Annotated in this window: 15 protein-coding genes; 5 read left to right on the top strand and 10 right to left on the bottom strand. The window is 48.5% G+C overall.

Annotated elements, in window-relative coordinates:
- Positions 1-349 precede the first annotated feature (349 nt).
- The gene (locus ACFPYJ_RS25215; RefSeq protein WP_379190992.1) at positions 350-1120 is read right to left on the bottom strand and encodes an alpha/beta fold hydrolase; all 771 of its coding nucleotides are present in this window, start codon (positions 1118-1120) and stop codon (positions 350-352) included.
- A gap of 181 nt (positions 1121-1301) precedes the next feature.
- Between ACFPYJ_RS25215 and ACFPYJ_RS25220 the strand changes: the two genes are divergently transcribed.
- Positions 1302-1979 carry a C40 family peptidase gene (locus tag ACFPYJ_RS25220; protein ID WP_379190993.1) on the top strand — a complete coding sequence of 226 codons (678 nt, stop codon included), beginning with the start codon at positions 1302-1304 and terminating at the stop codon, positions 1977-1979.
- A gap of 100 nt (positions 1980-2079) precedes the next feature.
- Entirely contained in the window at positions 2080-3513 is a 1434-nt protein-coding gene (locus tag ACFPYJ_RS25225) for a SpoVR family protein (protein ID WP_379190994.1), read from the top strand.
- A gap of 72 nt (positions 3514-3585) precedes the next feature.
- On the opposite strand, the gene ACFPYJ_RS25230 is transcribed toward ACFPYJ_RS25225, so the two are convergent.
- The 6 genes from ACFPYJ_RS25230 to ACFPYJ_RS25255 all read right to left on the bottom strand — a co-directional run bounded on the left by ACFPYJ_RS25230 (position 3586) and on the right by ACFPYJ_RS25255 (position 10391).
- The gene (locus tag ACFPYJ_RS25230) at positions 3586-4176 is read right to left on the bottom strand and encodes an NAD(P)H-dependent oxidoreductase (protein WP_379190995.1); all 591 of its coding nucleotides are present in this window, start codon (positions 4174-4176) and stop codon (positions 3586-3588) included.
- Between the two features lie 167 nt (positions 4177-4343).
- Positions 4344-5231 carry a transglutaminase family protein gene (locus ACFPYJ_RS25235; protein WP_379190996.1) on the bottom strand — a complete coding sequence of 296 codons (888 nt, stop codon included), beginning with the start codon at positions 5229-5231 and terminating at the stop codon, positions 4344-4346.
- The gene (locus tag ACFPYJ_RS25240) at positions 5228-6238 is read right to left on the bottom strand and encodes an alpha-E domain-containing protein (RefSeq protein WP_379190997.1); all 1011 of its coding nucleotides are present in this window, start codon (positions 6236-6238) and stop codon (positions 5228-5230) included. Before ACFPYJ_RS25240 ends, ACFPYJ_RS25235 begins: the two co-directional genes overlap by 4 nt.
- A gap of 26 nt (positions 6239-6264) precedes the next feature.
- A complete protein-coding gene (locus ACFPYJ_RS25245) occupies positions 6265-7722 on the bottom strand; it encodes a circularly permuted type 2 ATP-grasp protein (RefSeq protein ID WP_379190998.1) in 1458 nt (485 codons plus the stop codon).
- A 258-nt stretch (positions 7723-7980) separates the two neighbouring features.
- A complete protein-coding gene (locus ACFPYJ_RS25250) occupies positions 7981-8346 on the bottom strand; it encodes a hypothetical protein (RefSeq protein WP_379190999.1) in 366 nt (121 codons plus the stop codon).
- 146 nt (positions 8347-8492) lie between these two features.
- Complete coding sequence (locus ACFPYJ_RS25255) at positions 8493-10391, bottom strand: PrkA family serine protein kinase (RefSeq protein ID WP_379191000.1); 1899 nt, start codon at positions 10389-10391, stop codon at positions 8493-8495.
- 420 nt (positions 10392-10811) lie between these two features.
- Between ACFPYJ_RS25255 and ACFPYJ_RS25260 the strand changes: the two genes are divergently transcribed.
- On the top strand, positions 10812-11564 hold the full coding sequence (locus ACFPYJ_RS25260) for a DUF2161 family putative PD-(D/E)XK-type phosphodiesterase (protein WP_379191001.1): 753 nt from the start codon (positions 10812-10814) through the stop codon (positions 11562-11564).
- On the top strand, positions 11561-11896 hold the full coding sequence (locus tag ACFPYJ_RS25265) for a Rieske (2Fe-2S) protein (RefSeq protein ID WP_379191002.1): 336 nt from the start codon (positions 11561-11563) through the stop codon (positions 11894-11896). The genes ACFPYJ_RS25260 and ACFPYJ_RS25265 overlap by 4 nt, the downstream gene beginning before the upstream one ends.
- Before the next feature lie 97 nt (positions 11897-11993).
- Here the strand turns inward: ACFPYJ_RS25265 and ACFPYJ_RS25270 are convergent, their stop codons facing one another.
- From ACFPYJ_RS25270 to trmL, 3 genes are all read right to left on the bottom strand, one after another.
- Positions 11994-13190: an aminotransferase-like domain-containing protein gene (locus tag ACFPYJ_RS25270; protein ID WP_379191004.1), complete on the bottom strand. Its 1197-nt coding sequence runs from the start codon at positions 13188-13190 to the stop codon at positions 11994-11996.
- Between the two features lie 340 nt (positions 13191-13530).
- Positions 13531-13782, bottom strand: coding sequence for an AbrB/MazE/SpoVT family DNA-binding domain-containing protein (locus ACFPYJ_RS25275; protein WP_379191005.1), 252 nt, complete (start codon positions 13780-13782; stop codon positions 13531-13533).
- Positions 13783-13906: 124 nt separating this feature from the next.
- The gene (trmL, locus tag ACFPYJ_RS25280; RefSeq protein WP_379191007.1) at positions 13907-14371 is read right to left on the bottom strand and encodes a tRNA (uridine(34)/cytosine(34)/5-carboxymethylaminomethyluridine(34)-2'-O)-methyltransferase TrmL; all 465 of its coding nucleotides are present in this window, start codon (positions 14369-14371) and stop codon (positions 13907-13909) included.
- Positions 14372-14497: 126 nt separating this feature from the next.
- Between trmL and ACFPYJ_RS25285 the strand changes: the two genes are divergently transcribed.
- Entirely contained in the window at positions 14498-15214 is a 717-nt protein-coding gene (locus tag ACFPYJ_RS25285; RefSeq protein WP_379191008.1) for a response regulator transcription factor, read from the top strand.
- The last annotated feature ends 85 nt before the right edge of the window (positions 15215-15299 follow it).

A 15299-nucleotide genomic window follows, 5' to 3' on the forward strand; every position in this document is an offset into this window, starting at 1 on the left:
AAGTTCACTCATTCCTTATGGTACCATAAGGTTTTTTTCTGAGTGTCTACTTGAAGGGGATAATATCATTCCCTTGATCTACCGGTGTTTTTGATTAAGGCGCCGAGTTATATTTGCTATCCTAACTAAAGCCCGTTTACTTTAATATGCTCCGTGAATGCGGCTAATGCTGTACTGGAAAACCGGTCATTACGGCGAACCAGGCCCGTTTTTATAAATCTGAACGTTTCTGGAATCGGGTAAGCAATCAGATTTACATACTCTCCCGTTAACTCAGCGGCTCTTGCCGCAGCCGTAGTCGGGATAAGCTAAGAAACCTCCAGAAGCGCTGCTCCCGGAGGTTTCTGGCTTATTTGATCTTATTCATCCAAGTCTTCAATGCGGCAAGCAGTTGTTGATGCTGCTCCTTTTCCGAGATGGACGGGACGTTGTCTCCTCGCTGCGAATCAAAGGAACTGAACTGCGAATGGTTCCCGCCTTCAATGGAAACAAATGCCGTGTCAGCCGGCAAATTCACTTTGTTTTCCCTCCATGCCGACCAGGGTAATATCCCATCCTTGCTTGCCGTAAGCTGAAGCACCGGAAGTCCCTTCTTGCTAAGATCCCCTTTTGAATCGGCATAAGAGGCCAAAAAGAACATACCCTTCAGCTTATCCGAATGCTCCGCTGTATAACGCGCTGCCATTAATCCGCCGAGGGAATGACCCCCGATGATGAAGCTCTCTTCCGGATGCCCGTCTATAATATCATCCGCGCGATTCTTCCCAAAAACAGCCAAATTGAACGGCATTTTGACGATGTATACCGAATGCCCAGTCTCAGCAAGCTGCGATCCCCATGCAGCATAACAGCTAGCCTCTACCAAGGCGCCAGGGTATAAAATAATCGAAGGCTGCTTCACTTCCCCCTTTGGCCGAAAGACCAGCAGCCCCTTGGACTCTCTGACCGTTACTTTAGCTTCATTTGACAATGCAGCTATTGCTCTCGAATTCGGGTGATAGGTAAACAGCTGGAAGGCGATGGTACCAATGATCACACAGAGGGCAAGCATACTCACAACCCATATCGTAATGCGCTTTGATTTCCCCGCTTTGCTTCCTTTTCTATCCACTTTGTACATCCGCCACCCTCTTCCCGTCTGTTCTAAGTATTTCTACTAGTTGTAATTTTAAGTCCTTAATACCCGTTATGAACCGAACGTCAACTTTCCAGAAATTAGCGGCTTATCCAGCTAAACAGATGCTGGTATGCTAGAACTATTACATACAGCATCCATTACCCATTCGAACGGAGAATTCGCCATGAACAGTAAAGCAGCCAAGATTGTATTGACCGTCATGCTCCTTATAGGAGTGGAACAACTGGCTTCCCCCCACATCCATCACATTCATGCAAGCACTGTCATATTGAATGTCGGAGCCTCGGGGCAGCAGGTTTCCATGCTTCAAGCAGACCTTCAGCAGCTTGGATACTACACTTATCCAACGATTACGGGATACTACGGCTCCATTACCCAAACAGCTGTTGCCCGTTTTCAAGCCGATTACCTTCTTCGTGCAGACGGCATTGCCGGACCCTTCACGCTGGATGCCATCCATCATAGTCTCGTGAAGCAGCAGCTTGTGCGGGAGACCTATTCCTATACGGGAACTCCCTATGTCTGGGGAGGCTCTTCCCCTTCAACCGGATTTGACTGCTCGGGCTTCGTTTATTTCATGTTCACTACATTCGGCATCCCGCAGGCTCGAACAACCTCCGCTAACCTATATACACAAGGGATCGCGATTAACAAATCCCTGCTGCGTCCCGGCGACCTCGTTTTCTTCAAATCGATTAACACGGGAATGATCAATCATGTCGGCTTTTACATAGGAAACGGGTCTTTTATTTCAGCTATCAGCTCAAAGGGAATCTATGTCCAGCCGCTGGATAATTCGTATTGGGGTCCGCGTTACGCTGGCGCCCGGCGCTTGTACTGATAAATCATCCAGCCTTCGAAATTGTACATATCAGCCCCCTCCTGCCCATACATATAGATATGAAGAACAACCATTTTCCTTTTTGAGGGGGAAGCCTCCATTGCGCCAGGATGAAGTAAAAGCGCTCGAACGCGCCATTGATGAGATAACGGAAATCGCCAAAGGATTCGGACTCGATTTCTACCCGATGCGGTACGAGATTTGTCCGGCAGATATCATTTACACCTTCGGTGCATACGGGATGCCGACACGCTTCAGCCACTGGAGCTTCGGCAAGACGTTCAACAAGATGAAGATGCAGTATGATTTTGGACTTAGTAAGATCTATGAGCTTGTTATTAACTCGAATCCCTGCTATGCCTTCCTGCTTGACGGTAATTCACTCATTCAGAACAAATTAATCGTCGCCCACGTACTTGCTCACTGTGATTTCTTCAAGAACAATGCCAGATTCGGCAATACCAACCGCAACATGGTCGAGAGCATGTCGGCCACGGCGGAGCGCGTAAGCCAGTACGAGATGTTATACGGAACCGATGAGGTTGAGAAATTTATCGATGCGATTCTGGCGATTCAAGAGCATATTGACCCTACCTTGATTAAGCCCTATCAGCTCGACAAGTCGCATTATATCGAGATGCTCAGCAAGGAAGAATTGAACCAAGCGCCTCCTATAAAGACAGGTTACGAGGATTTGTGGACACTGGATACGGAAGAGAACGATAATTCCGCCAATAGCCCGGAGGCCAAACGTTTCCCTCCCAAGCCGGAGAAGGATCTCCTCTGGTTCATCGAGGAATATTCCCCGCAGCTGCAGGACTGGCAGCGTGATATTCTCTCTATGCTTCGTGATGAAATGCTCTACTTCTGGCCGCAGATCGAAACCAAGATCATGAACGAAGGCTGGGCTTCGTATTGGCATCAGCGAATCATCCGCGAGCTTGATCTCACAAGTGATGAGACCATTGAGTTTGCCATGCTCAATTCATCCGTCGTGCAGCCCTCCCGCCACAGCTTAAACCCTTATTACCTGGGGGTCAAAATCTTCGAGGATATTGAGAAGCGGTACGACAATCCGACCAGAGAAGAGCAGGAACGGTTCGGACGCAAACCGGGCCTTGGCCGTGAGAAAATGTTCGAGGTGCGGGAATTTGACTCCGATATCTCCTTCCTGCGCAACTACCTGACCAAGAAGCTGGTCGAGGATCTCGACCTCTATATCTTCGAGAAGAAAGGCGCCGAGTGGAAGATCACCGACAAAACGTGGGAGTCGGTTCGGGATCAGCTCGTCTATTCCAAGGTTAACGGCGGATTCCCGAATATTATGGTCGTCGATGGGGATTTCAACCGTATTGGCGAGCTCTTCCTCAGCCACCAATACGAAGGCATCGAGCTTGATCTGAAATATGTGGAACGAACGCTGCCCCATGTTGTTGCGCTGTGGGGCAAATCCGTACATCTCGAGACGGTCGTCGAGGATAAACGCATCGTATTCAGCTGTGACGGCAAGAAGACGAGCCGCAAGTTTATTTAATGGATGAAAAAAGAGATCGCCCTTCCCGGCTGCTCATCGAGCTTGGGAGGGCGATTTTTTGCGGTCTGCCATTTATACCTGGAACAAGCTGCTAACCCGCTCCTCTACCTGCTTCAGCATCTCTTTGCGCGCTGCATCATCCACCTGCGAAACAGCGCCGAATAGGAGATGATCGACTACCTCTATGCCGCAGAATTCAAAGATACCGACATCCGAGGTTTTCTTCAATGCATCCGTCATCCCATTGGAATCATAGATCTCACCAGGCGTTCCGTGTGTGTTAATAAAGAGCCCTTTCTTACCTGGAAGCAGCTTCTCAATGGTCCCGTCCTTGCCATAAGCGTATGCAAATCCATATGCGAAGACGCGGTCGACATACCCTTTCAGAATGGCTGGAAGGCCCGTCCACCAGATTGGATAGACGAACGTAATAACATCTGCAGAAGCTATGTATTCCTGCTCTGCCTTGATGTCTGAAGGGATTTGCCCCGTACGCAAGGCGCTGAAATCCTCAAGCGTCAGTACAGGTTCGAACTGCAGGGCATACAGGTCACGGACAACAACCTCATGCCCTTTGGCTTTCAATGCTTGGACCGCCGTTTGCAGAATAGCATGATTGAAGCTTTCTGGATTCGGATGTGCAGCTACGATAAGATGATTCATCAGTTACCTCCTTCAATGATCTCAATCAAACCTGCCTTTCAGTTTCTCCTTTCTTCCATTAACCTTATTCATAACTTTCACATCTAAACAACAAAGAGCGGCCGGCGCTTAATTGCACCAAGCCGCCCTTTCCCCTTTCCTGAGCCAAACACAGCCCTCTCCTTCCATCATACCTCTACCTTCTTCACATCAACGGTAACGACAAGGTCCGCTTCGCCCGTCCCGCGGTAAACGCCCTTGACGGGGACGATATCCTTGTAGTCCCTGCCGTGGCCCAATTTAACATAGCGTTCGCCTACTAAGGAATTATTGGTAGGGTCGAGACCGCACCATCCGATTCCAGGCGCATAGGCCTCCACCCACGCATGAGAGGCCTGTTCGAAGTCAGCGCTGCCTCCCTGCAAGTCGCCCACAAAATGATACCCGCTTACATAGCGGCATGGCACCCCATTCGATCTGCAAATCGCTATCATCAGATGAGCAAAGTCCTGACACACCCCGCGGCGTCTGCGTATCATGTCGCTGGCTACCGTGTATACATTCGTTGCATGCGGATCATACACGAACTCGGCATTAATGCGGCTGCAGACACTCAGCAGCCAGTCGTAAACCTCCTGCTCTACACCTTCCGTATTGTGACCCGGAACATGAGCTTCCGCAAAGGCAGCCACCTCAGGCGTTATACTGGTGTAGTCTGTGGGCAGCAGAAATTCAGCAAAACGGTTCTGCGCTTCTTCTCCTGCCAGCCACTCCCATGCCTTCTTTGGCTCCATCCCTTGCGCTCCAATGTGCTTTTTGCTCGCTTCTTTCGTTACGATTGTCATTTGGGTTCGGATTGTCAGCTGCTGATGAGGTTCGTTAACAGAGAATGCATGCACACGGTTGCCGAAATAATCTTCGTAGCTAAAAAGGGAAGCGTTCGGCTCGACGTAGATGGAATGCTGGTAGCAGGACTGCTGATCATTCGTAAACGGAGTCAATCGTATCTCATTGACACTGTCCGTCACTGCTCCCATATAGGAATATTGTGTCGTGTGCGAAATGCATAGCTTCATGCGCTGACCTCTCCCATCCGAAAGAAGGTATGCGCAAACGTTACCCCAAGCTGCTGAGAGGCTTGCAGCAGACGGCCCGTTACCGCGTTCTCCAGATCAAAGGAAAGATCCTCCCGCTCCAAGCATGCAAGCTCCGCTCTAAGCTTACCTACTTGACGGATAATTCGGTCATGAGCAATACGAAGCTGCTTCTCCTGCAGCTCGATACCGCGAAGATGATCATCCAGCTCATCAAGAGAGAAGTGAACCGAACGAGGGAATACCGTGTTAAGCACCAGAAACTCAACAATCGAATCTAGCGAGAATCCATCTGCATAATAGCGGCGGAATGCCTGATAACCGCTGACCGAACGAAGCACCGCCAGCAGAAACGGGTATACCTCATGATCCATGCTGTAATCATCAAAAGAAAGCGAGGCGGATTTGGATGCATGAACCGACTGCATAATGCGAAGTGTATTCTCCGCGCGTTCCAGGTAACGGCCGCACTCAATAAAATGCCATTCGTTCTCTCGCGGCATAACAGACTGGCAGATTCCCGTGAAGAGCGCTGTCCATTCTTTGATCCGGCCAAAAAACTGATGCGGCGATTCCTTGGTTAAATCGCTCTGCTGCTTCTCTCTAAGCCATAAATAAAATCCATTGGCAGCATCCCAAAGCTCACTTGGCAGCTTCTCCCGAAGCGTGCGCACATTGCCTCTGGCATGGTTTACACAAGTGACCAGTGAATTTGCGTTATCACGATCCAGCGTGACGTAATGAACAACATCCTGCTCGGTATATGAAGCTCCATACTGCTGCTCATAAGCTTGACGGCTTCCGAGCGCATCAACAATTCGTCCCCATTTACAGAGCCGCTGATCTTTGGATTCCGCATCCGAAATTAATTGAGTTTGTGATTCCTCAGACTGCAGGTGGTAATGGACATCAATGAGCCTCGCGTGATTTTCCGCCCGCTCCATATAACGGCCAATCCAAAACAACGCTTCAGCATTTCGGTTGAGCATCGTTCATCCCTCCAATTGATTATCGGTTAACGATTTAACACCCATGTGTCTTTGACTCCGCCCCCCTGCGAAGAGTTGACGACAAGAGAGCCTTCCTGCAGGGCAACACGGGTCAGACCGCCAGGAATAACATGCGTGTCCGCCCCCATAAGAATGAATGCACGCAAATCAATATGCCGCGGGGTCATCGCTCCGCCCATCATGACCGGAGCTCTTGAGAGCTTCATTGTGGTTTGCGCGATATACCTGGCCGGATCATGACGAATGGCATCGGCAAAGGCAGCTATTTCTTTCGATGCTGCAGCCGGACCGATCAGCATGCCGTAGCCGCCGGATAAAGAAGTTTCTTTCACCACCAGCTGCTCCAGATTGTCCAGCGCATACTCCCGGTCTTCCTTCCGTGCAAGAATATAAGTCGGCACATTATGAAGAATAGGCTCTTCCCCCAGATAGTAACGAATCATATCCGGTACATAGGCATACACGGCTTTATCATCCGCTACACCTGTTCCAGGTGCATTGGCAATCGCCACATTTCCCGCCCGGTAGGCATTCATCAGCCCAGGTACCCCCAGCAGTGAATCCGATTGGAATGCAATAGGATCCAGAAACTCGTCATCCAGCCTGCGGTAGATCACATCTACTTGTCTCAAGCCGCGTAGATCTCTCAGGAAAATTTTATGGTCTTTATACACGAGATCGCGGCCTTCTACCAGATGGATGCCCATTTGCTGCGCCAAAAACGCATGTTCGAAATAAGCCGAGTTGTAAGCCCCTGGCGTGAGCAGTACGATGAGCGGATTCGCTTTTCCTGATGGAGCTAAGCTGCGAAGCGAGCTTAAAAAAACATTCAAGCTTCGCTCAATATCCGCTACCCGGCTGGATAAATACAATTCAGGAAACAGCTCGCTCATCAAGCTCCTGCCTTTATATAAGTAAGAGAATCCCGATGGGGTGCGCAAGTTATCCTCCAGGACATAATATCGGCCTTTCTCGTCGCGGATCAGATCGATCCCCGAAGCGGTCATATACACATCCCTCGGTACCTGCAGACCAGCCATCTCCGGCCTGAAATATTTGTTGCTGACGATCATCTGACGAGGAATAACCCCGTCCTTCACAATTCGCTGTTCAAAATAAATATCCCGGATAAAAGCATTAAGCGCTTTGACGCGCTGCTTCATTCCCCGTTCAATGGACTCCCACTCATGCTTGGGAATGATTCTTGGAATGTAATCAAAGGGGATTGTCCGCTCGAGCGGCTCAGACTGATTGGGCGAGTATAAGGTAAACGTGATGCCTTCTTCCAGCATGCGTTTCTGCATGGCTGCCTGTCTCGCAGCGATCTCAGGGGGTTTCATGCGGGCGAATGTTCGATGAACACCTTCATAATGAGGGCGGACCGTCAAATCTTTCTCGAACATTTCGTCGTAAAACGACTGTGAATCGTAAGGATTGAATTGCGACTGGATCGCCATCGACATGTTTACCGCCTCCAAAGCAATCTCTTGTCAACTAAATGTCAGGTTTGTCCCGGAAGACCTATGAAATTTGGATGAATTACTGGGGATTGTTACCTAAATCATACCCCAACCCAAAATAACATGTCAACTTATATAACATAAAGAAAAGACGCGAAAGCCGCGTCCCTACTGGTTTTATGGAGTTGAAAATATGGCTGCGCTTTCATTCTTTGCTGATCATCCGAATCGTCCGAGGCGCGCTGCTCGCTCTCTCTACCATCATCCGGCCTCGGCCAGATAGAGCGCACCCGATTCCCGGATCAGGTGATTCACCTTTCTTATATTGGCTGTCGAGACTGTAGCCTCTATCCACTCACCGGTCGGTAAATGGTCTTCGAAATAAAGTTTGCGCTGAACAGGATCGTAGGCACTGGCTTTATTCAGGTTGACAATCGCATTCCGATCGACCTGCTCGTAGCCGAAGGCATTAAACTGCCTTACAAGCTCTGCAGCAGTTTGCGGGTAACGAAAATTTCCCCAGCGGGTCACAAACTCGGGCCCATTCTTCGTGGGTATGATCATACAGATTTCTTCGACTTGAACAATGCCGGGCTCGCCTTTGTCGTTCATCAGCAGCAGCTGCATATATGAGATACCCCCTGATAAAATAAGAACTTATGTTCTTATTTTATCATCGTTTCTCCATTATTTCCAGTCCCTTAAGGAATGCTTTTGCTCGGCAAAGAAAAAACCGCAGTGCGTTTACGCACACTGCGGTCTTCTTTCGACTATTATCGGTTCAACAGACTGCCTACATACCGCAGCAGTTCATTCGAACATACCGGGCAATATCCATGCTCATCCATAAGGCGCTTCGTCACCTCATTAATTCGCTTCAGTTGTCTTTCATCCGGTGTTTTCGTGGATGTTGTGATCTTCACAACATCCTTCAAGTCTGTGAAGAGTTTCTTCTCGATTGCTTCGCGGAGCCGTTCATGGCTGTAATAGTCAAACTTCTTGCCCTTGCGTGAATACGAGGAAATTCGGATCAGAATTTCTTCACGGAACGCTTTTTTCGCATTCTCGGATACGCCGATTTGCTCCTCAATAGAACGCATGAGCCGCTCATCCGGATCCATCTCCTCACCGGTCAGAGGATCTTTGATTTTCGACCAGTTGCAGTAGGACTCGATATTATCGAGATAGTTCTCGAACAGCGTTTTTGCAGATTCCTCATAGGAATAAACAAAGGCTTTCTGAATTTCTTTCTTGGCCAAATTATCGTATTCCTTACGGGCAATGGATATGAAGTTCAAGTAGCGTTCACGTTCTTCTTTCGTAATCGAAGGATGCTGGTCAAGACCTTCCTTCAGCGCCCGGAGCACATCCAGAGCATTGATACACTGCACATCATGCTTGATAAGCGCACTGGATATGCGGTTAATGACGTACCTCGGGTCAATGCCGGACATCCCTTCTTCAATGAACTCATTCTGCATTTCCTTCAGATCGGCTTCTTTATAACCTTCGATTTCCTCGCCGTCATACATACGCATTTTCTTGACAAGATCCATGCCTTGCTTCTTCGTTTCTTTAAGCCGGGTAAGTATGGAGAAAATAGCCGCCGCCCGCAGCGTATGCGGTGCAATATGAATATGCTTCATATCGCTTTGATCAATCAGCTTCTTATAAATCTTCTCTTCCTCGGATACCTTCAAATTGTAAGGAATCGGCATTACAATCATACGGGACTGCAAAGCTTCATTCTTCTTGTTGGCGATAAACGATTTGTACTCCGTTTCGTTTGTATGCGCAATAATGAGCTCATCCGCAGAGATTAGCGCGAATCGGCCAGCTTTGAAATTCCCCTCCTGTGTCAGCGAGAGTAAATTCCATAGAAACTTCTCATCGCATTTAAGCATTTCCTGGAACTCCATCAGCCCGCGGTTGGCTTTGTTCAGCTCCCCGTCGAACCGGTAAGCCCTTGGATCCGATTCCGAGCCAAATTCAGTAATGGTTGAGAAGTCGATGCTCCCTGTCAGATCGGCAATATCCTGCGATTTGGGATCCGAAGGACTGAATGTACCGATTCCGACCCTGCTTTCCTCTGATACAAATACCCGTTCTACTGTAACCCTCTCAATATCGCCGCTGTATTCTGTTCTAAGACGCATTTGGCAGGATGGGCATAAATTACCCTCAATGCGAACGCCAAGCTCTTTCTCTACCTCTACGCGAAGCTCATGAGGAACAAGATGAAGCGGATCCTCATGCATCGGACACCCTTTGATTGCATAGATGGCTCCTTTAGGTGTACGTGAGAATTGCTCCAGCCCCCGCTTAAGCATCGTGACTATCGTGGATTTACCGCCGCTTACAGGCCCCATTAGGAGCAGGATCCGTTTACGGACGTCAAGTCTTCTTGCCGCAGAATGGAAGTACTCCTCCACCAGGTTCTCGACTGCACGGTCCAAACCGAATATCTCTTGTTCAAAGAACTTGTATTTCTTCCTTGCGCCACCATCCTCAACGACGCCAAAAGACTCAATCATTTCATAGACACGAGCATGCGCCGTCATTGCAGGGGTTGGATCCTGCTTCAGCAACTCGAGGTATTCACTAAACGTCCCAGTCCACGCAAGCTTCTCGCTTTCCGCTTTGTACGCTGATATCCGTTTTAAAATATCCATGCCGTACCTCCTCTCGTCCAATCCGGTGCTGCTTACTGCTTCCTAATTGCTTCACATTACCTGTTTACGCTGCGGGTCATCATCTATCCCTCTAAAGCTGCCCGACTTTTTGTTGAAGTAATACAATCCTATGCGCCTACGTGAGGGAAGTTGCCCTATATTTTAAATGACAATCCAGCAAAATCCGCGTTTCTGCTACAAATGATTCCTGTCTCATTTACATGCGGTTTACGAAATTCTCGCAAGCTGCTCCATGTTTACCTTTACAAGCCCATGTCGAACACCGCGAATTCCGACAATTCCTCTTATGAGACGACAGAAATCCATTTTATGAAAAAATGCTCTGTTCCATCGCTATAACGGCAGGTATGAATATGTTATAATCTTGGGCAGGGCAGTTGGAAAGGGGGGCGCAATCGCTTGGCCGTCAAGCACGAAACAGAGCTGTACAAGCCAATTAAAGCCCACTTCGAAGCGCAAGGCTTTGAAGTGAAAAGTGAAATCATGCATTGTGATTTAGTCGCTATCCACCCGCTGAGCGGAGCAACCATACTAGTAGAAATGAAGAAAACCTTCAATCTTGCCCTTCTGCTGCAGGGCATTGAACGTCTTCGGCTCGGCGGAGACGTCGTACTTGCAGTCGAGCGTAACCGAAAGAAGAACGGTGCTCATAATCAGCGCTTCGGCGATCTCACAGAGCTGTGCAGGATGCTCGGCATCGGCTTTATGACCGTAACCTTCTTCAAGACAAAAGCACCGGTGCTCGATATTCTCTGCGAACCTGGCGATCCGCCGGTAAGAGGGCAGCGCCGCCTGCGCCAAACCCGGCTGCTCAATGAATTCCGGGAACGAAGCGGTGATTATAATACAGGCGGAAGTACAGGCCGGAAGCTGGTTACAGCCTACCGGGAGAAGGCGCTGCGGATTGCCTGGGCAATCAGCCAGCACGGTCAGCTTCCTCCGCGCCAGGCAGCTGCATTAACCCAGGTTATTAGAGCAAGCGACATTCTCCAGAAGGACTACTACGGCTGGTTCGAGCGTGTTAAGCGCGGTGTGTACAGGCTGAAGCCGGACGGTGCAGCCGCCGTAATCGAACATGCAGAGGTTATAGAAACATGGCTTAAAGGACAAGCTTCACAACCAATACTTCATAAAGGGGAATACAAAATATGAGCAGCATATCGGATCCTTCATCTCGCGTGATTGGCAAAGTTGAGGATTACAATCAATTTCCAGCGGCTGTAAATGTGGACAATGATCCCTACTTCATCGTTCATTCAAATTCACGCGCCAAAGGCGAGACTCCCGTATACAAGCTGGTCTCTGCCATCTGTCCGCATGCCGGCGGTACCGTCCGTCCGCTTGAGGACGAGCTCATCTGTCCGCTTCACTATTGGTCATTCGATGCATCGACTGGGGAATCCACTAACGTTCCCGGTGAGCAGCTTGACTGCCAGCCGCTTGCCATCCAGGATGGATATTTTGTTCTTCAAGCCTCGTCCTAGGTTAATCTAGCAAAAACCCTCCCAATAACAAAGAGAAGACCGCGTTCCCAATCGCAGGGAACCGGTCTTCTCTTTGTTAAGTGAACTGCTAAACTGCTTAGCAGCGAGCGATAAATTCATTGAACGCTTCGGCAAATGCATGAATACCGAGCTTCATCCGTTCGCCGTGTGTATACGTAAAGTTAAGCCGAGCTGTATTCACTTGAGGTTCACCAGCATAAAAAGACGCACCCGGCACGAAAGCAACGTTCTTCGTCACTGCACAGCGGAGCAGAGCAGCCGCATCCAGTCCTTCCGGCAGCTCCAGCCATAGGAACATTCCGCCCTCTGCCTCCACCCAAGATAAATCACGCAGATTCTCCTCGCGAAGCAATCTCTGCATATCCTGCATACGCTCACCATATGCATCGGCAATCTTCCGGATATGCGCATCAAGCGCAAAATGATCAAGCAGGTGGCTGAGCGTCTGCTGATCAACCGCACTGGAATGAAGATCTGCGGCTTGCTTTGCTTTTGCCAGCATCTGAATGACTTTACGGGCCCCCATCGCCCAGCCGGTACGCAGTGCCGGCGCGACGGTTTTCGAGAAGGTGCTTGTATAGATTACACATCCGCCCTCCGCTTCCCCCTCCAGAGAGAACAGTGTCGGATAATTTGCTTCTGCATCAAATTTAATGTCTCCGTACGGGTCATCCTCAAGAATTGCAATACCATATCGGCGGCATATCTCAAGCAATCCCTTACGGCGCTCAAGACTCCATACTCGTCCAGTAGGATTCCCGAAGGTAGGTACAATATATACGAGCCTCGGTTGATGCATTTGTATCAGGCGCTCCGCATCCTCCATAATCATCCCGTCTTTATCGCTTTGGACCGGCACAACGCGAAGTCCGCTCAGATTAAATACTTGCAAACTCGCCAAATAGGTCGGATTTTCGACAAGCACAATATCTCCAGGCTCCATAAGCACCCGGGTGACAAGATCAATTGCCTGCTGTGAGCCCGTTGTCAAGATCATTTGATCAGGCTGAACCCGCATTCCTTTATGAGCCATCCTCTGGCAAAGCCGTTCACGAAGAGGCATATAGCCTTCCGTCAATCCGTATTGGAGTGATCCTGTACCGGCAGTAAACACTCGATCAGCTGCTTCGCGAATGGCATTAAGCGGGAATAGTTCTTCGGCAGGCAATCCTCCGGCAAAAGATATAATGTCTTTCCCCTGCGTTAACTTGAGAATATCCCGAACAGCTGATGACTGCAGCCGCTCCACATTGCTTGAAAACCGATAATCCACGGTGGTTCCCCTCCCTTTTTCCTATGCTACATTTTACGCGCATAATGGCGGGGGAGCAACTGAATTACGACAGAAATACTCATTTTTAGCGGTTCAAACATTTGTTCACAAGTTTGAACATTTTCTTTTTGCCCATCTTTGGTTATAATAAATTACGTGTATAGGAGGTGTCCAGAATGACAATTAAATTTCTCATTGTCTTGGTTGTATTTCTGTTGTTCTTGGCAGCCATGCTTACTGCGTCGTACAACGACGACAAGACAAAAGGCATTTAACTAAAAAAGAAGCTTCAAGCGATTGAACGAAAGTTCATTGCTCGAAGCTTCTTTTTTTTTGCTCTTTAGCCGCGGCGCAGCGCGGACATTTCAGTAATACAAGCTGAACACAACGAGCGCTCTTTAAAATCCCGTACTTCCTCCATCGATCCGCAAAATACGCAGCGAGGACGGTAACGCTCCAAAATGATATGGTCACCCTGGACTAAGATCTCCACGGGGTCTCCTTCGTTCATTTGATATCTCTTGCGCAGCGATTTTGGCAGAACAATACGTCCCAATTGATCGACCTTACGCACAACGCCAGCCGGTTTCAATGATTTCACCTTCTCTACAGTCTGGATTTGCAAGTTTGCTTTATTGCTTTTGCACCCTACTAAGGTTCGATAGCGAGTGGCATATTCCTTCTCTTGCGAATATTTGCTTAATATCCTGCAATAATTATTCCATTCCCGCAAAATCAACCTGCCGCAGCGCCTCAAAAACGACAATTGCCGCGGAATTCGACAAATTCAGCGAGCGAACTTTGTCTGTCATTGGAATTCGCATACAGGTTTCCTCATGCGCTTGTAAGATTGAATCCGGCAATCCCTTCGTTTCTTTACCAAAAACAAAGAAGTCACCATCCTCGAATTTGTAATCCGTATATCGCTTTGATACCCGCGTGCTTGCACAGAAAAAACGCTGCTCCGGATATTTGGACTTTAACTCCTCAAATGAATCATAATAATGAATATTGACCGCATACCAATAATCAAGCCCTGCCCGTTTGAGCGTTCTGTCATCCGTATCGAAGCCAAGCGGACGCACCAAATGAAGATGTGTACCTGTTGCAGCACAAGTGCGTGCGATATTCCCTGTGTTAGCCGGAATCTCCGGCTCAACCAAAACAATATGAAATGGCAATGTATATTCTCTCCTTATTGTGTAATGCCTTGAATTTTAACATAGGTTTTACGATCCCTTAATCTTACGAAAAATGTACACTGCCATAATTAGCAATAGAATCGTAAGAAAAGGAGAACATTAACGATGAAGAAGAAAATATTAATCGTCGATGACGAGCCTTCCATCTCCATGTTAATAGAGTTCAACCTTAAATTAGCCGGATATGAAGTACGCTGCGTACAAGATGGCGAAGCCGTGTTTGATATGCTGAAACCGTTTCGGCCTGATCTGATCGTCCTTGATCTCATGCTGCCCAAAATGGATGGCATTCAAGTATGCCGGGAACTGCGCAAACAAAATAATGCCGTTCCGATTATTATGTTGACTGCACTGCAGGATGTTACCGACAAAATTGCTGGTCTTGATAACGGTGCCGATGACTATATGACAAAACCTTTCTCCCCCCAGGAACTGCTCTCTAGAATTCAAGCCATATTCCGCAGAATCCAAACGCTTCCTGGGTCGAGCGACACCGTTGTCCATGATATCGGCCGAATGTCAGTACTCACCGAGCAGCGGGAGGTTCAGATTGAAGGCAGACCCGTTGAATTAACACCAAAGGAATTCGAGCTCCTGCTTTTCTTATGCCGTCACCGCGGTAAAGTGTTAAGCCGTCAACAGCTGCTGCATGGCGTTTGGGATTATCATTTCCTTGGCGACACTCGAATTGTCGACGTCCATATTAGCCATCTTCGCGATAAAATCGAGAAAAATGCGAGAACACCGGAATATATCATGACCGTCCGAAATGTCGGCTATAAGCTTACCGGCCCTAACGCCGCCGACTCATCCCTTGCTTGATTGTTGTATCAATCATCATGCTTTCACATAGAAGACCGCCTTTCCTTCAATAATAGAAGGAGGGCGGTCTTTATTTTAAGGAGAT

Source organism: Paenibacillus solisilvae, from assembly GCF_042656405.1.
Classification (GTDB): Bacteria; Bacillota; Bacilli; order Paenibacillales; family Paenibacillaceae; genus Paenibacillus_Z; species Paenibacillus_Z solisilvae.